Origin of the sequence: Pseudoblastomonas aquimaris (genome assembly GCF_035481675.1) — a bacterium.
Classification (GTDB): Bacteria; Pseudomonadota; Alphaproteobacteria; order Sphingomonadales; family Sphingomonadaceae; genus Alteriqipengyuania_B.
In genome coordinates this window covers 373,714-395,000 of sequence record NZ_JAYJJW010000002.1, presented here as the reverse complement: position 1 = coordinate 395,000, position 21,287 = coordinate 373,714, and the positions used below count along the sequence as shown (strand labels likewise).

Genomic DNA, 21,287 nt, shown 5'->3' with positions numbered 1-21,287 from the left:
CGCAGCTGCTCGCCGCGCCTTATGTCGCAGCCTATTTCGGCGAGCCGATGGTCGCGCGGCTGCTGCAGGTGCAGGCCCTGCTCTACCCGACCACGCCCTTCATCGTGCTGGCCTACACCATATTGTCGCGCGAGATGGATTTCCGGCGGCAGGCACGGGTCAACTTCGTTTCCGCCATCGTTGCCGCCCTGTCCGCGGTTGCGGGCGCGCTGCTGGGCTGGGGCGTGTGGACGCTCGTCATCGCCCCGTTGCTGGGCCTCTATATAAGGGCGATCGGCCTGACCGTTGCGGCACGCGCCTATATATGGCCAAGCTTCGACTTCCGCGGTGCTGGCTTCATCGCGCGGTTCGGCGGACTGGTGCTGGTGAGCCAGCTGTTCTGGTTCCTCCAGAGCCAGGCGGACATCTTCATCGTCGGCCGCTATTACAGCGCCGCGGAGCTCGGCATCTATTCCACCGCGCTGTTCCTGACGCAGGTGTTCCTGACAAAGGTCGTGCCGCCGCTCAACGAGGTGGCCTTTTCCGCCTACAGCCGGATCATGGACGAGGACCGCGCCGCCGTTGCATCGGCCTTCCTGCGATCGGTCCAGCTGATCATGCTGGTGGGCCTGCCGGTCTTCGCAGGCTTCGCCGTCACGGCGGAGCCGCTGGTACTGACGGTACTGGGTGAGAAATGGGCCGGCACGGTGCCGTTCGTCATCCTGCTCGCCATCGCCATGCCGCTGAAGACCATGCTGACGCTCTATGTCCCGGCGGCGAACGCGATCGACCGGGCCGACATTCCCTTGAAGAACGGGCTGGCGGGCGCGCTTGTGATGCCGGCGGCCTTTTTCTTCGCGCTGCAATGGGGGCTGATCGGAGTCGCCTGGGCGTGGATCGCAGGCTTTGCGCTGGTGCTGGCGATCTGCAGCTGGATCACCCTGCCCGCGCTCGGTGTGCGGCTGCGCGACCTTGCCCGGGCCATCGCCCCCGCGTTGGCGGCAAGCGCGCTCATGGCGGCAGCAGTCCTCGGCCTGGACGCGCTGGTCGCCTTCCCGGCGCAGTGGCTGAGGCTGGCCGCGCTCGTGATGCTGGGCGCGGCGACTTACGCGGCGGGCCTGTTGCTGTTCGCCCGGCAATCGACAATGGACGTGTTGCGCCTGGTGCTGAAGCGGAAGGTCGCGGCGCCGGTAACCGCCTAGGCAGCGATCGCTTCGCGCAGGCGCAGGCTCTCGATCGCCTCGCGCGCCATGTCGCGGTAGACGCCGCCGTGATAGCGGTAAGTGCCGATGAAATGGACGAAGGCCATTTCGGGCGACACCGGCTCGTCCCAGAAGTTGCAATAGCGGTCGTACGGCAGCAGCGCCGCATCGGGCCGCTGGGCGATCAGGAAATTGGACGTCACCTGTTCGCTGCCCCACTGCTTCCAGTGGTCGTAGCCGATCAGGCGCACCGCCTCGGCAGAGAATTGTTCGGCCAGCTCGGTGCCACTCGGGTCCGGGGCGAAGCCGGCGAAACCCGCACAGCCGCGGGAATAGCGAAGGTTCGCGCGATCCGGGATGCGCACCTCGTCCATCCTCGCTTCCATTGCCAGCTGCACATGCACCGGCGGGCGCCTCGAATTCGGGTTCGCCTGTGCCTGGGCGGCGATTTCCTCCAGCGACATGAAGCGGGTTTCCGCTTCGCCCTTAAGGATGAAATCGCGCCCCGCATCGATCAGCTCGCCCAGCAGCCGCACCGGTGCGCGGGTGATCGTGTCGCTGTCCAGCTGGATGACGTAATTCGTCTTGCGCAGCTCCAGCAGGGTGAACAGTCGCTTCCAAGAACTGTAGGTCGGACAGGCCTTCGTATCTACATCGGGCCCGAAAATCTGCGGGTCGCCGAGGTGGTTGCGCAGGATCGCCTTGTCTTCGCGCGTCAGCGTCCCGTCGTCGAGGATGGCGAACCGCCCGCGTTGCAGCTGCGCATGGAGCGACTTTGCCGCAACGAGATAGGGGGTGAGCACCCGCGTGCCGATCATCGAGAAGATCACCAGCCCGTCGTCACGCGGGACGCACGGCGGCGTAGCCAGCACGCCGGCGGCGGCTGACAGGAAGGCGCGCTCGCCCACACGGCGGCGAAGTTCTGCAAAAAACCGGTTCATTGCGAAGGGGTTGGTACCACGCCGCGGTTAACAAAGCGGAAGGGCTGTTGCTCCGCCCGGCGCATGACGCGTGCGGTTTGGCGAAACCCTGGCGCGGTGGTAGGTTGCTGCTTCGAAGGGCCGACAGAAGGAGAGCTGCCATGCCTCTACTCGACTGGATCGCCCCGGCCCTTGCCGTATTCGCGCTGGCCGGGACCTCCGCCGCGCAGGTCGAAACGCCCCGATCGGGCGATCCCGCCGCCGAGGCGCCGCCCACCCAGGAAGAGATCGAGCTCAATCGCGACCGCTATCGCCGCTACACATTGCCGGTCACGATCAACGGCACCGGCCCCTATAACTTCATGGTCGACACCGGGGCGGAAGCCACCGTCCTCTCGCGCGCGATTGCCGACCGGCTCGAACTGGGCGACCGGCGGCCCGTCACGCTGGTCGGCATGGCCAGCCGGAAGGAAACCGAAACCGTCGCCATCGATGCGCTGACGTTCGGATCGCGCAGCGTCTATGTACGAACAGCCCCGCTGGTGGATGCGGCGGATCTGGGCCCGATCGACGGCATACTGGGCCTCGATACGCTCCAAGAACAGCGCGTCCTCCTCGATTTCAAGCGCGGCCTGATCGCGGTCGACGATGCCGACGAACTGGGCGGCAATCGCGGTTTCGAGATCGTCGTGCAGGCGCGCGAGCGGCTGGGCCAGCTGATCATCACGCAGGCGAAGATCAACGGCGTGCGCACCGCGATCATCGTCGACACGGGCGCGCAGGCATCCATCGGCAACCGGGCGCTGGAAGCCAAGCTGCCCGGTCGCGTGCTGGGATTCCAGTGGATCGAGGACATCAACGGGACGACGCAGGTCAACCCGATCCGCCGCGCGCAGACGATCGAGATCGGCGACATGCGGCTCAACAATGTCGCGATGGCCTTCAGCGATGCGGAACCCTTCAAGGTGCTGGGCCTCGAAGACCGCCCCGCCCTGATCCTCGGCCTCAACGAATTGCGGCGGTTCGAACGCGTGGCAATCGACTTCAAGACCAACAGGGTGCGCTTCGACCTGCCGCGCGGATCGGAGCTGAAGGACATGTTCAACCGCGATTTCGACTTCAACCGCTAGGCCCGCCTCCGCCGGCGGCCCTTGCGCCTTCGGCAACCCGCGCCCACTTCATGCGGCGATGGCTGACAAGGTGAAACCAAGGCGGGACCCGGCAGACTGGGCCACGATCCGGCGCTTCCTGCCCTATCTGTGGCCGGCGGGGCGGCCGGACCTGAAGCGGCGCATCGTCATCGCGCTGCTGCTGGTGCTGTGTGCCAAGGGCATCATCCTGACGATCCCCTTCGCCTACAAATACGCCATCGATCATATGAGCGAGCTGGAAGGCGCGCTGGCCACCGCGACCCTGCCGATGGTGCTGGTGGTGGCCTATGCCGCCGGGCGCTTCGGCTCCGTCGCCTTCGACAACATCCGCAACATCGCCTTCGAGAAGGTCGGGCAGGACGCCACGCGCGAGCTGGCAACGGATGTCTTCGCGCGGCTTCACCGCCTGTCGCTGCGCTTCCACCTGTCGCGCCGCACGGGCGAAGTCACCAAGGTGATCGAGCGAGGCACCAAGAGCATCGATTCGATGCTCTACTTCATCCTCTTCAACATCGCGCCGACGATCATCGAGCTGACCATCGTCGGCATCATCTTCTACACGATGTTCGGGTGGGAACTGGTCGCGGCCACCGCCGTCACGGTCGTCCTCTATATCGCGGTCACCCGCTGGATCACCGAATGGCGCACCAAGCTGCGGGCGCAGATGAACGATCTCGACGGGACGGCGCTGGCCCGCGCGGTCGACTCGCTCCTCAATTACGAGACGGTGAAATATTTCGGCGCGGAGAAGCGCGAGGAAGAGCGCTATGGCAGCGCGGCGCGCGCCTATGCCGAGGCGGCAACCAAGTCCGACAACTCGCTCGCCCATCTCAACATGGCGCAGGCCTTTATCACCAACCTGCTGATGGCCGGTGCGATGGCCTTCACCGTGTGGGAATGGTCGAACGGCAATCTCACCGTGGGCGACCTGGTGCTGGTGAACACCTACCTGATGCAGCTGTTCCGCCCGCTCGACATGCTGGGCTGGGTCTATCGCACGATCCGCCAGGGCCTGATCGACATGGCCGAAATGTTCCGCCTGATGGATACGGAAGTCGAAGTGTCCGACAAGCCGGGTGCCCCTGCGCTGGTCGTGCGCAAACCGACGCTCGTCTTCGATGACGTGACCTTCGGCTACGAGCCGGACCGCACGATCCTTAAGGGCCTGTCGTTCGAAGTGCCCGCCGGATCGCAGATCGCCATCGTCGGCCCCTCGGGCGCGGGCAAATCCACCATCGGGCGGCTGCTGTTCCGCTTCTACGATCCCGATTCCGGCCGCATCCTGATCGACGGGCAGGATATCGCCGAGGTGACGCAGGCTTCGCTGCGCGCGGCGATCGGCATCGTCCCGCAGGACAGCGTGCTTTTCAACGACACGATCGGCTACAACATCGCCTACGGCCGCGCCGATGCGACGCAGGAAGAGGTTGTCCAAGCCGCCCGCGACGCCGCGATCCTGCCTTTCATCGAAATGCTGCCAGACGGTCTCGACACCGAGGTGGGCGAGCGGGGCCTGAAGCTTTCGGGCGGCGAGAAGCAGCGCGTGGCCATCGCGCGGACCCTGCTCAAGAACCCGCCCATCGTGCTGTTCGATGAAGCGACCAGCGCGCTCGACACCCGGACGGAGCAGGACATCCTCGCCACGATGAACCGCGTGGCAAAGGACCGCACCACGCTGGCCATCGCGCACCGGCTCTCCACCGTGGCCGATGCCGACCGGATCCTTGTCCTCGACCAGGGACGGCTCGCCGAAAGCGGCAGCCACGCCGAATTGCTGCGTTCCGACGGCCTCTATGCCGAGATGTGGTCGCGCCAGCTGGCGGAAGGCGAGGACGTGGCGGAAGCCGCCGAGTAGGCGCTCGCCAAGGCCCCGGGCGGCGGGGTTGTGCTGCACTGCAGCAAAGGCTACGGCTCCCGGCATTCCACATCCACCGGCATCGCGCGCCCTTGAGGCGCAGCGTCGCCGCGCAGCTGACAGGCAATATCCATGTTCAATTCCGCCGCGTTCAAGCGCGACTGGTTCGGTAATGTCCGGGCCGACATCCTCGCCGGCATCGTCGTCGCCCTCGCGCTGATCCCGGAGGCGATCGGCTTCTCGATCATCGCCGGGGTCGATCCGCGCGTCGGCCTGTATGCCTCGATCACCATTGCCATGGTCATCGCCTTTACCGGCGGGCGGCCCGGCATGATCTCCGCCGCCACCGCCGCGGTGGCCGTGGTCGTCATCCCGCTGGTACGCGATTACGGGGTGGAATATCTGTTCGCCGCGACGATCCTTATGGGCATCTTCCAGCTGATCGCGGCCGTCATCCGGCTCGACCTGCTGATGCAGTTCGTCAGCCGCAGCGTCATCACCGGCTTCGTCAATGCCCTCGCGATCCTCATTTTCATGGCACAGTTGCCCCAGCTGGTCGGCGTGCCGTGGATCACCTACCCGCTTGTCGCCGGCGCGCTGGCCATCATCTACCTGCTGCCGCGCCTGACCACCGCCGTCCCCTCCCCGCTGGTCGCCATTGTCATAATCGGAGCGATCACCATCGGCATGGGGCTTGACGTAAACACGGTCAGCGACATGGGCGAACTGCCCGAAGGCCTGCCCTATTTCGTCCTGCCCGACGTGCCGTTGACGTGGGAAACGCTGCGGATCATCGCGCCCTATTCCGCCACCATGGCCGCCGTCGGCCTGCTGGAAAGCCTGCTGACCGCGCAGATCGTCGACGACATGACGCACACCGATTCCGACAAGCAGCGCGAGAGCGGCGGGCAAGGCATCGCGAATATCGCCGCGGCCTTCTTCGGCGGCATGGGCGGCTGCGCGATGATCGGCCAGTCGGTCATCAACGTGACCAGCGGCGGGCGCGGGCGCCTGTCCAGCTTCACCGCCGGGATCACCCTGCTGGTGCTGCTCGCCGCGCTCGGCCCCATCGTCGGGCAGATCCCGATGGCGGCGCTGGTGGCGGTGATGATCATGGTCAGCATCGGCACCTTCAGCTGGAATTCGATTCCCAACCTTCGTTACCACCCCTGGCAATCGAGCGTGGTGATGCTGAGCACAGTCGTGGTCGTCGTTGCGAGCCACAACCTTGCGCTGGGCGTGCTGGTGGGCGTGCTGCTGTCCGGCATCTTCTTCACCGGCAAGGTCATGACGATGTTCGATGTCACCCGCGTGCGGGACGACCAGGTCGCTACCTACACGATCACCGGGCAGATCTTCTTCGCCAGCGTCGATCGCTTCAGCCAAGCCTTCGGCCGGGAAAGCGAGCGTCCCGACCCCGCCGACCACGTGGTGATTGATGTCACCCGCGCCCATTTCTGGGACATCAGCGGCGTCGGCGTGCTCGACAAGGTGGTGGAACGCATGCGCCTCAACGGCCGCAGCGTGCAGGTGATCGGCCTCAACGAAGCGAGCGCCGACCTGATCGACAAGTTCGCGCTGACCGACAAGACCGGCGTGGAGATCGGGCTGGCCCCGCATCCCTAAGTTTGCAAAGCGCCGGCCTATCGGCCACGCCCCAGCGCAACCGACACAACGCGTCCGGTCACCTTTTAAAGGAACAGGTACGATGCGAAGTCTCACAAAACGCGATTGGCCTTTCCTCGTCGCGGGGGCGATCCTGCTGCTGCTTGCGCTGATCAGCTTGTGGCCGACCAACCGCGGCTTGGTTCGAATCCTCGATTTCGTCAGGGAGCCGGCGATCTTTCTGGCTGCGGCGGTGGCCATTGCGGCGCTGTTCCTGGCCCGCAATGGGCGTTGGCCGGCCATTGGCCTTTGCGCCCTCGCCGCAATCACGAACCTCGTGCGGATCTGGCCCTATACCGCCCTCGCGCCGTCGGACGTCGCGCTGCCCGACCAGGTGGACGGGATGAACTGCGCCCGCGTGCTGTCGTTCAATGTCCTGCAGACAAACGATCGGTATCCGGAAACGGCTGCGCTGATCGAAAAAGTCGATCCTGACATACTGCTGCTGATGGAAACGCACGAGCCATGGATTGAAGCGCTTGGCCCGACGCTCGCCCGCTACGATTACACGCTGATACGACCGCTCGACAACAAATACGGGATGGCCTTTGCCACGCGCCTGCAGGTGGATGCTGCCGAAATGGCAATCGTCACCGGCAGCAACACACCCACGCTTTACGCCACGCTGCGCATGGCGGACGGCGCGCGTTTCGAGTTGATCGGCCTTCACCCGCGCCCGCCGTTGCCGGGGGAAAGCACCGACAGACGCGACGCAAATATTGCCCGCGCGGGCTCCAAGACCCCGGATGGACTGGGCAATGTGCTCGCGATCGGCGATTTCAACGACGTGCCGTGGTCACGCACTACCGAGAACTTCCGCGAGGAAGGTGACTACCTGGACCCGAGGGTCGGCCGCGGGACATTCGCCACCTTTCCAGCCAGTCTTGCCTTTGCCGGCTGGCCGCTCGACCAGATCATGATCAAGGACGGGGTGAAGGTCGCGGAAATGAATATCGGGCGCAACGTGGGGTCCGACCATCTGCCGATGATCGCCAAGGTCTGTGTGGACCCCGCTTCGCCCGACGCGGATATCGAAAACCCCGCTACGGCGGAAAGCGGCTCCGGCGGGCGCGCTAAACCTTCGCGTTAAACGAGCTTGCCAGCGCAGGCAGACGGCGCAGCCCGCAGCCTATTCGGGAATGCTCGAGAGGCCGAGGCCGAACTGTTCGTCGTGCTTCGCGATCACCGCCGGGCCGAAAGTGATTTCGGCGAGGTAGCGGGCGAGCGCGAACAGGCGCTGGAAGCGTTCGTTGCGGTTGGATTCGTACTCGTCGAGAAAGGCGAAATCGCCGCGCGCGATGCGGGCGATCCCGGCGTCGAGATAGTCGGCGGTTTCCTCGCGCAATTCCGTCACCATCGCGGCGACCTGCTCGGTCAGGCCGGGGGCGACGGCGCGCGGATGTTCCGGCAGGCCGAGGAATTCGGCGGAGCGCGCGTCGGTCGGCAGGATGAAATTGTTCCACGGCGAGCTCGGCAGGAAGTCGAGCTTCATCAGGAAGGCCGCGTTGGCGTCTTCCCATACAGCCCACGGGATCAGCGCGAACGGCCTGACGGCGATGCCCTGCACATGGGCCTCGATCCGGGCGATCATGCGGTTCATCCGCGCGGTTGCGGCGTCTTCCATGGCGCGCATGCGATCATGGGTGAGGACGAGGTTGTGCGGGCTATCCGGGGTCATCCTCGCTTCGCGCAGCTTCGCACCCAGCGGGCCGTCCCACATTGCGGCGGCAATGATCCGCCCCTCGTCGGCCGGATCGCGCTGCGGCTGCGGGGCGCTCGCTGCCGCCGTCGCTGCGCCGAATTGCGGCGCGGCGCGCCTGCCGAAAGTCTTTTGTCCGAACATCCTATGCTCCCCTGTGCACGCGGAGCTTGTCGCAGCAATCAGTGAAAATCGGGTGAAGCGGTTAATCAGGAGGTTTTGTCCGGACGCTCTTTGCGTTCCAGCCGGCGCGTTTTCGAGGCGAAGACGGTCTCGTGGTATTCACGTGACAGGAGGTACCGGCCTTTCCGCTCATATTGCTTGGACGCCTTCCAATCCGCGACCTTCAGGACATGTACTGCGCGCGATACGCCCCAGATCAGCCAGGTGAGGCACAGGGCACCCACAACAACTGCAATCCAAGGCCAAAACGTCACGTCGGACACGCGGAAGGGCACGGTCAAGAGCGCGAAGACCATGAAGGGAAGCATGAGAGATATCGGGCGAGTCGAACTCGCGATGTCCCGATCCGTCCACCGTTTGAGACCGCGATAGAACTTGCCCATCGCCATGTCGTAGCGGATCTTCGTCAGAGAATATACTTCGACAGATCCGCGTCTTCCGCGAGGCCGGTCAGGCGCTCGCGCACGTAGTCGGCGTCGATCGTCACGGTCTCGCCCTTCTTTGCTTCGGCCTCGAAGCTCAGTTCCTCGAACAGGCGCTCCATCACGGTCTGCAGGCGGCGGGCGCCGATGTTCTCGACCGTCTCGTTCACCTGCGCGGCGATGCGCGCGACCTCGGCGATCGCTTCGTCGGTCATCTCAACCGTCACGTCTTCCGTGCCGAGCAGCGCCTTGTACTGGCTGACGAGGTTGGCCTTGGTTTCGGACAGGATGCGGACGAAATCCTCCTGCGTCAGGCTGCGCAGCTCGACACGGATCGGCAGCCGGCCCTGCAATTCGGGCAGCATGTCGGAAGGTTTGGCGACATGGAACGCGCCGCTGGCGATGAAGAGCACGTGATCGGTCTTCATCGGGCCGTATTTCGTGGCCACCGTCGTGCCTTCGATCAGTGGCAGCAGGTCGCGCTGAACGCCTTCGCGCGACACGCTGCCGCCGCGCACGTCGCTGACCGCGATCTTGTCCACCTCGTCAAGGAAGACGATGCCGTTGGTTTCCGCATTCTGCAGCGCGACCCGGTTCACGTCGTCCTGGTCCATGCGCTTCTCGGCCTCTTCGTCGACCAGCTTGTCCCACGCATCGGGGACTTTCAGCTTGCGCCGCTTGGTCGGCTTCTTGCCGAGCGCCTTGCCCATCATGTCGGAAAGGTCGATCATGCCCATGCCGCCGCCAAGGCCGGGGATTTCCATCGGCGCATTGGGGCTGTCGGCGACCTCGATTTCCACCTCGGTTTCGTTCATCGAGTTGTCGACTATGCGCTGGCGGAAGCTTTCGCGGGTCGCCTCGCTCGCATTCTCTCCGACCAGCGCGTTGAGCAGCCGCTGCATCGCGGCCTCGCTCGCCGCTTCGCGCACCGCATCGCGGCGGCGGTCCTTTTCCAAGCGGATCGCATCTTCGGCCAGGTCGCGGGCAATCTGTTCCACGTCGCGGCCGACATAGCCGACTTCGGTGAACTTGGTCGCTTCCACTTTCACGAAGGGCGCGTCGACCAGCTTGGCGAGCCGGCGGCTGATCTCGGTCTTGCCGCAACCGGTCGGGCCGATCATCAGGATGTTCTTCGGCGTCACTTCGTCGCGCAATTCGCGCGGCAGGCGTTGGCGGCGCCAGCGGTTGCGCAGCGCCACGGACACCGCGCGCTTGGCATCCTTCTGGCCGATGATGTGCTCGTCGAGCGCGGCGACGATCGCCTTGGGGGTGAGGTTGTCGGTCATGTCAGCTTTCGGAAAATTGGCGAGAGGTCAGACGGTTTCGAGCGTGACCTGGTCGTTGGTGAAGACGCAGACGTCGGCGGCAACGGCCATGGCCTTGCGCGCGATCTTTTCCGCATCGTCCTCGTAATCGGCGAGCGCGCGGGCGGCGGACAGGGCGTAATTGCCGCCGCTGCCGATGGCCGCAATGCCGCCTTCGGGTTCCAGCACGTCGCCGTTGCCGGTCAGAACCAGCAGCGTGTCCGCATCGGCCACGATCATCAGCGCTTCGAGATTGCGGAGATACTTGTCGGTCCGCCAGTCCTTGGCGAGCTCCACCGCGGCGCGCATCAGCTGGCCGCTGTACTGCTCCAGCTTCTTTTCCAGCCGCTCGAACAGAGTGAAGGCGTCGGCGGTCGCTCCGGCGAAACCGCCCACGACCTTGCCGTCCTTGCCGATGCGGCGAACCTTGCGGGCATTCGGCTTCATCACCGTATTGCCCATGGAGACCTGCCCGTCACCGGCGACGACGGTCTTGCCGCCGCGCTTCACGCCGATGATGGTGGTGCCGTGCCACGTCGTCAGGCCGTGGCTGTCCTTCGATCCAGTCATGCGGCGGATATGGGGGCGTTTGCGCGGGCTTCAACTCGCCCGCGACAAAGGCATTGGGCGAAAATTACTGCCCGCCCGGCCCGCCGGCCCCGCCCGCACCCGGCGCGCCGACGCGGCCGATATTGCCGAACAGGTCTTCGAAGAAGCCACGGTCGCGGCCCAGCGTGGGCGTTTCGTCGCCATCGGGGTCGATCCTTGCGACCTGCTCCATCCCCGCCTGCGTCACCTGCGTCACGCGCCCGGCCTCGTCGAAATGCACGGCGAAGGTCAGGTGCTTGTCGATCTGCGGCGTGCCGAAGGGCGCGCGTTCCGTGGTGGAGGACACGTAATACCACACCGGATCGCCGAACTGGCTTTCGAAGCTCGGCCGGCCAAGCGTCTGTTCCACGCTGCGGCGGTTATCGATCCCCGGCTGGACCGATTCCAGCAGGAAGCGGTCGATAATGTAGCCGCGCTGCTCGGTAATCGAGGCGCATCCGCCAAGCGTGGCGGCCACCAGTGCCAGGGAAGCGAGAGGCGCAAGGCGTGCCATGGATTGTCCGTTCCGTCCTGTCGGGCCTGCGATCTGCGCCGATTGCGCCGCGCGCCGCCCGTCCTATATCGTTTACTGTCACCCGGGGCCTTAAGGGCAAGCGCCATGCGCTGCAATGGCCCGCTGGGGCCCGCTGGTGACAAGACTGCGCCTGCGGGTTGCCGCCCGCGCATTTAATCGCCGCTGAACGGATGAAGGTGACGCCATGGGACTGCTCAACGGATTGCTCAAACGCCGTAAGGTCGACAAGCGCGAGGAACTGCGCCCGCTGTGGCACCGCGTGGTCGAGATAAGCCGCGAGGCGCAGTGGTACCGCGACCTGGGGGTCGAGGATTCGACCGCCGGGCGCTTCGACATGATCACGATGGTGCTGATCTGCGTGCTGTTGCGGATGGAGGCCGAGGCGGGCCTGGAAAGCGAGACCACGCTGCTGACCGAACTGTTCGTGGCCGACATGGACGGCCAGCTGCGCGAGGCGGGGATCGGCGACATGGTCGTCGGCAAGCATGTCGGCCGGCTCATGAGCACGCTCGGCGGCCGGTGGGGCGCGCTGCGCGATGCCTTCGCTGCCGACGACGACGACGAACTGGTCGAGGCGATACGCCGCAACGTCACCCTGGCGGACGATGGCCTGGCCGAAGGGCTGGCCGGCGAACTGCGCCATCTGCGCAGCCAGCTGATGAGCCTGAAGCGCGAGAACGTGCTGGCCGGGTCGATCCCGCGATGAGCGACGCGGCCGCCCCCGAATTTTCCCGCATGGTCGATCCGCGCAAGCTGACCGAAGGGGCGATCGTGCTCGAACCCGGCGAGGGGGAGCGCAGCGCGCTGGCGCGGCGATTCGACCTCGTTTCCGTCGACAGCATGCGGGCCGAAGTCGTGCTCGATCCCGATGGCAACGCGGTGGCCGCGCGCGGCACACTGGAGGCGCAAATCGTGCAGAGCTGCGCGGTTTCGGGCGAAGACCTGCCGGTGCGCATTGCCGAGGATATCTCGCTGCGCTTCGTGCCGGAGAACAGCCTGCCGACGCCGGACGAGGAAATCGAACTCACCGCCGACCAGCTCGACGAGATCGAGTACAGGGGCGACCGGTTCGACCTGGGCGAAGCGGTCGCGCAGACGCTCGGGCTCGCGATCGATCCCTTCGCGGAAGGACCGGGCGCGGAAGAGGCGCGCAAGGCGGGGCTGGTGTCGAGCGCCGAGGCCAGCGGGCCTTTTGCCGCGCTGGCCGCGCTGAAGAAGGAATAGCCCGGCTTAGAAGGGTGGCGGCGGCCCGAGGAACATCGTGACGCTGTCGACCCGGCCGGCTGCGTCCGCCCAACCCATCGTCACCGTCAGCTTCCAGTTCATGTCCTCCGAACCGTGAGCGACGATGATCTCGTATTTGGGAAACGTCTCACCTTGCGGCGAAAGGCGCCGCACGCGCCAGATATTGCCCAGATCGAGCGCGAGGAACGCTTCGCGCGGGCCCACGGCGTTCTGCTCGTAGGATGCGGGCGCGCCGCTATAGAGATGGAAATACGTGCCCTCTTCCGTGCGCAGCTTTTTCTGCTCGCGCACGAGCGCGGCGAGCACGAGGCGCGCCTCGCTTTCCTCGATATTCTGCAGGTGCTCGACTGCGAACGAAGGATCGGTCGCCGTTGCTGCGCTAAGCGGAGCCGCAAGCAGCACGGGCAAGGCGAGAATATGCGCTAATTTGCACCTCATGATATATTGTTACCACGAGAATCCTGCCCGGGCAAATCGGGCCGAGGATCAGAACGGAATGTCGTCGTCCAGATCGTCGTAATTGGAGCTGCCGCCGGAGGACGATCCGCCGCCGCCATTGCCGCCGCCGCCCTGGTTCCAGCCACCGTCGTTGCCGCCCGACCGCTGGCCGCCGCCACCGCCACCGCCACCGCCGGAGTAGCCGCCGCCGCCACCCCCGCCGCCGCCGCCCTGGGCGCCGTCGAGCATGGTGAGCGAGCCGTTGAGGCCGCGGATCACCACCTCGGTGGAATAGCGGTCGTTACCCGACTGGTCTTGCCACTTGCGGGTCTGCAGCTGCCCTTCGACATAGACCTTGCTACCCTTGCGCAGGTAACGTTCGACCACGCCGACGAGGCCTTCGGAAAAGATCGCGACGGTATGCCACTCGGTCCGCTCCTGCCGTTCGCCGGTGTTGCGGTCCTTCCACGTCTCGCTGGTGGCGATGCGCAGGTTGGCGACCTTGCCGCCGTTCTGGAAGCTGCGGATTTCCGGGTCTGCGCCCAGGTTTCCGATCAGCATGACTTTGTTGAGGCTACCGGCCATCGAATCGTCCCTTCGTGATTACGGGGATGGCCTAACCGACAGGGTGGGCGGGTGCTAGGCCGCCTTGGCGCTATTCCACCGGACGTCGACCGATCCCGCGCCTAAAGACCCAGCGCGGTGGCGGTCCAGAAGGTGAGGCCGGCGAAAACGTATGCCAGCGCAAACAGGTACGCCAGCATGAAGACCGGCCACTTCCACCCGTTCGTCTCGCGCCGGGCGACGGCGATGGTGGACAGGCACTGCGGTGCGAAGACGAACCACGCCAGAAACGCGAGCGCGGTCGGCAGGCTCCACCGGCTGGCGAGCTGGGTGGTCAGGCGGTCGGCGGTTTCGTCCTCGTCGTCGGAGGAGACGGCATAGGTGGTCGCAAGGCTCGCCACGGCGACCTCGCGGGCCGCCATCGCGGGGATCAGCGCCAGCGAGATGTCGCGGTTGAAGCCGATCGGCTCCAGCACCACGGCAAGCCCGTTGGCAAGGTGGCCCGCGGCGCTGGCATCGACCTGGTCTTCGCCCGGCGCGGCTTGTGGGAAGCTGAGCAGCAGCCACAGCGCGACGGTGGCGGTGAAGATGATCGTGCCCGCGCGGCGCAGGAACACCCACGCGCGCTGCCACAGGCCGATGGCGAGATCCTTCAGCCGCGGAAGCTGGTAACGCGGCAGTTCCATGATGAACCCGCTCGCCGCGCCCTTCGTGGCGGTGCGCCGCAGCACCAGCGCCACGATCATCGCGCCGACGATGCCCGCGACGTAAAGGCCGAACAATACCAAGCCCTGCAGCCCGATGCCCCACCCCACGGTGGTCGCGGGGATGAATGCCGCGATGATCACCGCATAGACCGGCAGGCGCGCGCTGCAGGTCATCAGCGGGGCGATCAGGATCGTGGTCAGGCGGTCCTTGGGATCGGCGATGCTGCGGGTCGCCATGATGCCTGGGATCGCGCAGGCGAAGCTGGACAACAGCGGGATGAAGCTGCGCCCGGACAGGCCGACATGGGCCATCAACCGGTCCATGATGAACGCTGCGCGGGCCATGTAGCCGGACTGCTCCATTACCAGGATAAAGGCGAACAGGATCACGATCTGCGGCAGGAACACCACCACCGACCCGACGCCTGCGATCGCCCCTTCGGTCACGAGATCGCGTAGGAACCCTTCGGCGAAATTCGCGGTCACCCACTCGATCGCCGCCCCGCCCGCCGCATCGATCGCGTCGGCGAACGGGTTTGCCCAGGCGAACACGGCCTGGAAGATCACGAACAGCAGAGCAAACAGGAAGACCGGGCCGATCCACGGATTGAGCAATAGCTTGTCGACCGAACTGTGCAGCTTGTGCGCGGCCGAGCGCGACAGGATCGCGCCCTTGGCCATGTTGCGCGCGGACAGCCGACGTTCGGGCAAGGTCAGGTGCGGGCGCGGTTCGACATGCGTGTGCGATGCCGTGCCGACCCTTTCGAGCAGGGCTTCGAGACCCCGCTTGCGCACGGCGACGGTGGGGACCACGGGCACGCCGAGCGCTTCTTCCAGCGCCTGCGGATCGAGCACCAGCCCGTCCCGCTCGGCAAGGTCGAGCATGTTGAGCGCCACCACGACCGGGCGGCCGAGTTCGATGATTTCCTGCGCGAAGACGAGGTGCTGCGACAGGTTCGTGGCGTCCAGCACGATCACGATTACGTCGGGCCGCGCCTCGCCCTCGAATTCGCCGAGCACGACCCTGGCGGTCACTTCCTCATCCGGGCTGGCGGGGTCGAGGCTGTAGCTGCCGGGAAGGTCGATCAGTTCGACCGGTTCGCCGGAGGGGAGGACCATGCGCCCCGCGCGTCGTTCCACGGTGACGCCGGGATAGTTGGCTATCTTCTGCCGCGCGCCGGTGAGCGCGTTGAAGAGCGCGCTCTTGCCGGCGTTGGGATTGCCGACCAGCGCGACGGTGCGCGGCGCGCTCATGCCGCGGGCTCCACCTGCATGGCGGCAGCGTGGACGCGGCGGATCGCCACGGTCATTTCGCCGAGCGACACGGCCAGCGGGTCGCGCCCGCCGAAGACACCGCGATAATCGACCTCGACATCAGCGCCCTCATCGAAACCGAGCGCGCGCAGGCGCTTCGCCTCTTCGGGAGCGAGCACGGCCCAGTCGATGGCAGTGATTCGGCCCTTCACGCGGGCGGGCAACAGGTCGAGCGTCATGGCAGGCGCGCTGCCAGATCGCCTGCGTAATTGCAACTAATTCGCAATATGGATTAGCTGGAGGGGTAGCGGAGCCGGCCGAGGAAGCGCGAGACGCTGAACTGCTCGCGATCGGGCCGCAGGAACTGCGCCTTCACCTTTTCGAACTTCATCACGCCGTCGATGCGGCGGTCGAGGAAGGCGGCGGTTTCCGCCTTGTCGTCGGTCTGATCGTTCACGAACGCGAGCAGCGTCGCCGAATAGATCGAAGCGAGGATCGTGCGCTTGGTGTAGTGGTTGTAATCTGTCGCCGTATCGCCGGCCAGGCGCCACATCGTGTCCGCGCTGTTCCAGCCCAGCCGCAGCGCCAAAGGCGCGTTCTGCGGCATGGCCATGATGGCGAGCGCCCGGCGCAGCGCCTCTTCCTGCCCGCGCACCGCATCGAGCCGGTATTGCACCAGGGCGCGGATGCGCTCGCGGATTTTCATCGTGGCAAGCGTTTCGGGCGGCAGTTCGCGCGCCATGTCGCGGTCGATCCGCGCGATCCAGGCGGCGATCATCGCCATGGCCCCGCCCTTGTAGGCGAGCCGGGCGGTGGCGGGATCCACGCCTTCCATGTCGGCGGCCATGGCCAGCGCCTCGTCGGTCCAACCGTCGAATGTCGCGCTGTCGGCGACGGCGGGAGCGAGCGCGAGCGCCAGCTCGTCCAGCGTCATCTCGTCGAAAGGACGCGCGGCCGCCGTATCATCCACTAGAAGCTGGGCCCGTAGGTTTCCGCGCCGGCCGAACCCTTGTCGTGCTCGGCATCCTCGATCACCGCCAGCGTTCCGCCGGTCGAGCCCTGCAGTGCCGCATAATCGCGCGCGGAGCGGCCCGAGTTGTCGGTGCGATCGGGATCGGCGCCGCCGGTCAGCAGGGTGCGCATCATGTCGTGGTCGCGGCGGTGGACCGCGAAGATCAGGGGCGTTTCCCCGGCATCGTTGGAGACGTCGACGCGGGCCTGTGCGGCCATGAGCGCCTCGACGCCTTCCTTGAAGCCGAGCTGCGCGGCGAGCTGGAGAGGATAGACCCCGCCCTTGTCCGCCACATTGGGATTTGCGCCCTTGCCCACGAGGAAGCTGATCCACTGCGCATCGCGGCGCTTTACCACGATGTGAAGCGCGGTTTCGCCCGTGCTGACGTCGCGCGAATTGATGATCGTGCTGCCGGGCGTGTTGAGCGCGGCCATCACGGTTTCGCCGTCCTTCTCGCGGACCGCCTTCAGGAACAGGTAGCCGTCCGAAAACATCTGCTGCGCGGCAACCGGCAGCGATGTCGCGGCGGCGATGCCTGAAGTGGCAAGGGCGATGCTGCGAAAGAAGGTTTTCATAAAGGTCAGTTCCGCCGGCCGGTGGCTCAGGCGGCCTCCTCCTTTTCGCCCAGCACGCGGACCGGGTCCTTGCGGCCTTCGACCACATCCTTGTCGATCACGATTTCGGTCACGCCTTCCATGTCGGGCAGGTCGAACATCGTGTCGAGCAGGATCGCTTCCACGATCGAGCGCAGGCCGCGCGCGCCGGTCTTCCGGGCGATCGCCTTCTCCGCGATCGTTTCGAGCGCGTCGTCGGTGAAGGTGAGGTCCACGTTCTCCAGCTCGAACAGCTTGGCATACTGCTTGACCAGCGCGTTCTTCGGTTCGCTCAGGATCTGGACCAGCGCCGACACGTCGAGGTCGCGCAGGGTCGCGATCACCGGCAGGCGGCCGACGAATTCGGGGATCAGGCCGAACTTGAGGAGATCTTCCGGCTCGCACTTTTCGAGCAGCTCGCCCACGCGGCGCTTGTCCGGGTCGGCGACATGCGCGCCGAAGCCGATGCTGCGCTTCTGCAGGCGGTCGGCGATGACCTTTTCAAGGCCAGCGAACGCACCGCCGCAGATGAACAGGATGTTGGTGGTATCGACCTGCAGGAATTCCTGCTGCGGATGCTTGCGGCCGCCCTGCGGCGGGACGCTGGCGGTGGTGCCTTCCATCAGCTTGAGCAGCGCCTGCTGCACGCCTTCGCCCGACACGTCGCGGGTGATGGAGGGGTTTTCCGCCTTGCGCGTGATCTTGTCGATCTCGTCGATGTAGACGATGCCGTGCTGCGCCTTGTCGACGTTGTAGTCGCTCGATTGCAGCAGCTTGAGGATGATGTTCTCCACGTCCTCGCCCACGTAACCGGCTTCGGTCAGCGTGGTGGCGTCGGCCATGGTGAAGGGCACGTCGAAAGTGCGCGCCAGCGTCTGCGCCAGCAGCGTCTTGCCGCAGCCGGTCGGGCCGACGAGCAGGATGTTCGACTTGGCAAGCTCGACATCGCCGGCCTTGCCGCCGTGCTTCAGCCGCTTGTAGTGGTTGTGCACCGCGACCGAGAGCACGCGCTTGGCGCGATCCTGGCCGATCACGTAGTCGTTCAGCGTCTCGAAGATGTCGAGCGGGGTCGGCACGCCGCCGTCGCTCTTGCCGGCGAGACCGGCCTTCGTTTCTTCGCGGATGATGTCGTTGCACAGTTCCACGCACTCGTCGCAGATGAACACGGTCGGTCCTGCGATCAGCTTGCGAACCTCGTGCTGCGACTTGCCGCAGAAGCTGCAGTAAAGAGTGCTCTTGGAATCGGTGCCGCTCAATTTCGTCATAATCTCGTCCTGCCCCGCCCAATCAGGCCCCGGCGGGCATGCTTACGGGGATTCGCCCGACTCTAAGGCCGGGACGGTGATAATCAACCTGTTAGCCATAGCCCGGCGCGCCTTGCGCGCGGCTGAAGCAGCAGGGTTGCGAAAATACTACTGCCCGGCTCCCGCCGAGGCGGGTGTGCCGGACGGACGGCCTCACTCCGGAGCGCCGCCCGAGCCTTCGTCATTGGTTTCGTTCTCCGTTTCCGGACGGGTTTCGAAAACCTTGTCGACAAGGCCGAACTTCATCGCTTCCTCGGCTTCGAGGAAGGTGTCGCGGTCCATCGCCTTTTCGATGTCGGACAGGCTCTGGCCGGTGTACTTCACATAGAGGTCGTTCATCCGCTGGCGGATGCGCAGGATCTCGCGCGCCTGAATTTCGATGTCGGACGCCATGCCGCGCGCGCCGCCCGAAGGCTGATGGACCATGATCCGCGCATTCGGCAGCGCCACGCGCATGCCGGGTTCGCCGGCGGCGAGCAGGAAGCTGCCCATGCTGGCGGCCTGCCCGACGCACACGGTCGACACGCGCGGCTTGATGTACTGCATCGTGTCGTGGATCGCCATGCCGGCCGTCACCACCCCGCCGGGCGAGTTGATGTACATGCTGATCGGCTTGGACGGGTTCTCGCTCTCGAGGAAGAGCAGCTGCGCCACGATCAAGCTGGCCATGCCGTCTTCCACCTGACCGGTGACGAAGACGATGCGTTCACGCAGCAGGCGGCTGAAGATGTCGAAGCTGCGCTCGCCGCGGCTCGTCTGCTCTACTACCACGGGCACCAGCGCGCCGGTCAGCGGGTCGCGGGTGAACTGTCCCTGGGTTGCGTGAGCGTCGGTGCCGAACAGGTCGATCATGGATGTGTCCTCAAAGAAATCGCGTTGGCCGGCTATGTCGCCATGCCCTGCGCATTCTTCAAGGGCCTTAACCCTATCGCCGGGGAAATGTGCGCAGGCGTGCTTTGGGCGGGGTGACACGCGAAGGCACTTGCAGCGCGAAACGAATGCTGCGCAATGTCCCGCCATGATCAAGCACGCATCGGCGGCGCTCGCCGCTCTCGCCCTTTTTCCGCACGCTCCGGCACTGGCACAGGACGGCGAACAGGCGCCCCGTGCGCAGCAGATGATCGAGGTCGCCGAAGGTACCGGGTTGGCGGCGGCCGGATACCTGCAGGAGATCGACGCGAACGATGACACAGGCGCGCAAATCAACGCGGTCATCGTGCAGGCGGAACGCGATGTAGCGCAGGCAGAGGCGGAACGCGCCTATCGGGAGCGCGGATTGCTGCGAGGACGCACGATTTTGGTGAAAGACAATGTCGAAACGCGCGAATGGCCGACCACTGCCGGGAGCTTGGCCCTTGCCGGCAACGCCACAGGCCGCGATGCCCCGGTTGTCGCGCGCGTCCGTGCCAATGGCGGGGTGATCCTCGGCAAGACGAACCTCAGCGAATGGGCGAATATCCGCAGTACCGCATCGACCAGCGGGTGGAGCGCGGTGGGCGGGCAGACCCGCAACCCGCACGCCATCGATCGCAACCCCTGCGGCTCGTCCTCCGGCAGTGGCGCGGCCGTAGCAGCGCGTTTCGCGTGGGCCGCCATCGGGACGGAGACCGACGGTTCCGTCACCTGCCCCGCCAGCGTCAACGGCATCGTCGGCTTCAAGCCCACCGTGGGCCTTGTCAGCCGCACGCATATCGTGCCTATTTCCTCCAGCCAGGACACGGCGGGGCCGATGAGCCGCGACGTGCACAGCGCCGCCCTGCTGCTGAGCGCCATGGCCGGCAGCGATCCGGCGGACAGCGCCACGGCAGGGGCGGATGCCTATGCCATCGACTTTACCCGCGACCTCGACAGCGCCTCGCTCTCCGGCGTGCGGATCGGCGTGCTGCGCAAGGCCGTCGGCGATTATGCGCCCGTTACCGCCCTATTCGAACAGGCGCTTGACGACATGCGCGCGGCGGGCGCCGTGATCGTGGACATAGATTACGAGCCGGACGGTGCGATGTACGAAGCGGAATACGCCGTGCTGTTGTACGAGCTGCGCGTCGGGCTGGCCGACTATCTCGGCAGCTCGCCGGCCGATATCCCGGTGCGCACGCTGGCCGACGTGATCGCCTTCAACGAGGCGAATGCCGACACCGAACTGCGCCATTTCGGGCAGGAAATCTTCCTGATGGCGAACGAGGCGACCGACGAGGCCGCCTATCGCGAGGCGCGGGCCCTGTCGCTCCGGCTCGCGGGTGCCGAGGGCATCGACCGCCTGCTGCGCGAGAACGACGTCGCCTTTCTGGTCGCGCCGACGACCGGCCCTGCATGGCCGATCGACCTCGTCTATGGCGACAATTACCCCGGAAGCATTGGCGCAGGCAGCCTTGCCGCTATCGCCGGCTATCCGCACCTCAGCGTGCCGATGGGCGCGACCGACGGGCTGCCGGTCGGCCTTTCCATCATGGGCGCCAAGTGGACCGACCACGAGGTCCTGAAGGCAGGCGCAGCCTACGAACGCGCACGCACCGCACCGCTCGCCAGCCCGTCGTTCGACCGCTGGAATCCCGACGCGGAATAATCTTCGTCGGCACTCACAGTCGTTTCGTCGAAGGCGCGTCGCACGGCGCGCCCTTCACTGCTTTAGCCGCGCCATACACCAAAGGGCGGGCGTTCATGCAGCGG

The 21,287-nt window shown here is 65.8% G+C and carries 22 protein-coding genes (1 of these 22 running past the window's edge); 8 read left to right on the top strand and 14 right to left on the bottom strand.

Features of this window, described 5'->3' with window-relative positions; genetic code table 11:
* Positions 1-1,181, top strand: partial view of a lipopolysaccharide biosynthesis protein gene (locus VCJ71_RS12015; protein ID WP_324641364.1) — the 3' portion only. 340 nt of this gene lie to the left of the window's left edge; 1,181 of the gene's 1,521 nt are visible here — the last part of the coding sequence; the start codon falls outside the window, past its left edge; its stop codon occupies positions 1,179-1,181.
* Here VCJ71_RS12015 and VCJ71_RS12010 read toward each other — a convergent pair.
* A complete protein-coding gene (locus VCJ71_RS12010) occupies positions 1,178-2,122 on the bottom strand; it encodes a hypothetical protein (protein WP_324641363.1) in 945 nt (314 codons plus the stop codon). The genes VCJ71_RS12015 and VCJ71_RS12010 overlap by 4 nt on opposite strands.
* Before the next feature lie 140 nt (positions 2,123-2,262).
* Here VCJ71_RS12010 and VCJ71_RS12005 point away from each other — a divergent pair, with 140 nt between their 5' ends.
* The 4 genes from VCJ71_RS12005 to VCJ71_RS11990 all read left to right on the top strand — a co-directional run bounded on the left by VCJ71_RS12005 (position 2,263) and on the right by VCJ71_RS11990 (position 7,862).
* Positions 2,263-3,231 (top strand): retroviral-like aspartic protease family protein, encoded by a 969-nt coding sequence (locus VCJ71_RS12005; protein WP_324641362.1) that lies wholly within the window; start codon positions 2,263-2,265, stop codon positions 3,229-3,231.
* Between the two features lie 58 nt (positions 3,232-3,289).
* On the top strand, positions 3,290-5,107 hold the full coding sequence (locus VCJ71_RS12000) for an ABCB family ABC transporter ATP-binding protein/permease (protein WP_324641361.1): 1,818 nt from the start codon (positions 3,290-3,292) through the stop codon (positions 5,105-5,107).
* 132 nt (positions 5,108-5,239) lie between these two features.
* A complete protein-coding gene (locus tag VCJ71_RS11995) occupies positions 5,240-6,733 on the top strand; it encodes a SulP family inorganic anion transporter (RefSeq protein ID WP_324641360.1) in 1,494 nt (497 codons plus the stop codon).
* A gap of 82 nt (positions 6,734-6,815) precedes the next feature.
* Complete coding sequence (locus tag VCJ71_RS11990; protein WP_324641359.1) at positions 6,816-7,862, top strand: endonuclease/exonuclease/phosphatase family protein; 1,047 nt, start codon at positions 6,816-6,818, stop codon at positions 7,860-7,862.
* 39 nt (positions 7,863-7,901) lie between these two features.
* On the opposite strand, the gene VCJ71_RS11985 is transcribed toward VCJ71_RS11990, so the two are convergent.
* The 5 genes from VCJ71_RS11985 to VCJ71_RS11965 form a co-directional block, all read right to left on the bottom strand.
* Entirely contained in the window at positions 7,902-8,615 is a 714-nt protein-coding gene (locus VCJ71_RS11985; protein WP_324641358.1) for a hypothetical protein, read from the bottom strand.
* A 65-nt stretch (positions 8,616-8,680) separates the two neighbouring features.
* On the bottom strand, positions 8,681-9,043 hold the full coding sequence (locus tag VCJ71_RS11980; protein ID WP_324641357.1) for a hypothetical protein: 363 nt from the start codon (positions 9,041-9,043) through the stop codon (positions 8,681-8,683).
* 17 nt (positions 9,044-9,060) lie between these two features.
* Positions 9,061-10,362: an ATP-dependent protease ATPase subunit HslU gene (gene hslU, locus VCJ71_RS11975; RefSeq protein WP_324641356.1), complete on the bottom strand. Its 1,302-nt coding sequence runs from the start codon at positions 10,360-10,362 to the stop codon at positions 9,061-9,063.
* A 27-nt stretch (positions 10,363-10,389) separates the two neighbouring features.
* Positions 10,390-10,950 (bottom strand): ATP-dependent protease subunit HslV, encoded by a 561-nt coding sequence (hslV, locus tag VCJ71_RS11970; RefSeq protein WP_290134479.1) that lies wholly within the window; start codon positions 10,948-10,950, stop codon positions 10,390-10,392.
* Between the two features lie 64 nt (positions 10,951-11,014).
* Entirely contained in the window at positions 11,015-11,482 is a 468-nt protein-coding gene (locus VCJ71_RS11965; protein ID WP_290134478.1) for an outer membrane protein assembly factor BamE, read from the bottom strand.
* 205 nt (positions 11,483-11,687) lie between these two features.
* Here VCJ71_RS11965 and VCJ71_RS11960 point away from each other — a divergent pair, with 205 nt between their 5' ends.
* On the top strand, positions 11,688-12,209 hold the full coding sequence (locus VCJ71_RS11960; RefSeq protein WP_324641355.1) for a ubiquinol-cytochrome C chaperone family protein: 522 nt from the start codon (positions 11,688-11,690) through the stop codon (positions 12,207-12,209).
* Complete coding sequence (locus tag VCJ71_RS11955; RefSeq protein WP_324641354.1) at positions 12,206-12,727, top strand: YceD family protein; 522 nt, start codon at positions 12,206-12,208, stop codon at positions 12,725-12,727. Before VCJ71_RS11960 ends, VCJ71_RS11955 begins: the two co-directional genes overlap by 4 nt.
* A gap of 6 nt (positions 12,728-12,733) precedes the next feature.
* Here VCJ71_RS11955 and VCJ71_RS11950 read toward each other — a convergent pair whose 3' ends face one another.
* The 8 genes from VCJ71_RS11950 to VCJ71_RS11915 all read right to left on the bottom strand — a co-directional run bounded on the left by VCJ71_RS11950 (position 12,734) and on the right by VCJ71_RS11915 (position 19,472).
* The gene (locus VCJ71_RS11950; protein ID WP_324641353.1) at positions 12,734-13,186 is read right to left on the bottom strand and encodes a hypothetical protein; all 453 of its coding nucleotides are present in this window, start codon (positions 13,184-13,186) and stop codon (positions 12,734-12,736) included.
* Between the two features lie 48 nt (positions 13,187-13,234).
* Positions 13,235-13,771: a single-stranded DNA-binding protein gene (gene ssb / locus VCJ71_RS11945; RefSeq protein ID WP_324641352.1), complete on the bottom strand. Its 537-nt coding sequence runs from the start codon at positions 13,769-13,771 to the stop codon at positions 13,235-13,237.
* 101 nt (positions 13,772-13,872) lie between these two features.
* The gene (feoB, locus tag VCJ71_RS11940; protein WP_324641351.1) at positions 13,873-15,711 is read right to left on the bottom strand and encodes a ferrous iron transporter B; all 1,839 of its coding nucleotides are present in this window, start codon (positions 15,709-15,711) and stop codon (positions 13,873-13,875) included.
* The gene (locus tag VCJ71_RS11935; protein WP_290134473.1) at positions 15,708-15,950 is read right to left on the bottom strand and encodes a FeoA family protein; all 243 of its coding nucleotides are present in this window, start codon (positions 15,948-15,950) and stop codon (positions 15,708-15,710) included. Before VCJ71_RS11935 ends, feoB begins: the two co-directional genes overlap by 4 nt.
* Before the next feature lie 53 nt (positions 15,951-16,003).
* Positions 16,004-16,645, bottom strand: coding sequence for a COQ9 family protein (locus VCJ71_RS11930; RefSeq protein ID WP_324641540.1), 642 nt, complete (start codon positions 16,643-16,645; stop codon positions 16,004-16,006).
* 35 nt (positions 16,646-16,680) lie between these two features.
* Positions 16,681-17,298 carry an ankyrin repeat domain-containing protein gene (locus tag VCJ71_RS11925; RefSeq protein ID WP_324641350.1) on the bottom strand — a complete coding sequence of 206 codons (618 nt, stop codon included), beginning with the start codon at positions 17,296-17,298 and terminating at the stop codon, positions 16,681-16,683.
* A 26-nt stretch (positions 17,299-17,324) separates the two neighbouring features.
* Positions 17,325-18,581 (bottom strand): ATP-dependent Clp protease ATP-binding subunit ClpX, encoded by a 1,257-nt coding sequence (gene clpX, locus VCJ71_RS11920; RefSeq protein ID WP_324641349.1) that lies wholly within the window; start codon positions 18,579-18,581, stop codon positions 17,325-17,327.
* A 192-nt stretch (positions 18,582-18,773) separates the two neighbouring features.
* Positions 18,774-19,472 carry an ATP-dependent Clp protease proteolytic subunit gene (locus VCJ71_RS11915; protein ID WP_324641348.1) on the bottom strand — a complete coding sequence of 233 codons (699 nt, stop codon included), beginning with the start codon at positions 19,470-19,472 and terminating at the stop codon, positions 18,774-18,776.
* A 166-nt stretch (positions 19,473-19,638) separates the two neighbouring features.
* Here VCJ71_RS11915 and VCJ71_RS11910 point away from each other — a divergent pair, with 166 nt between their 5' ends.
* Entirely contained in the window at positions 19,639-21,183 is a 1,545-nt protein-coding gene (locus VCJ71_RS11910) for an amidase (protein WP_324641347.1), read from the top strand.
* Positions 21,184-21,287: the final 104 nt, after the last annotated feature.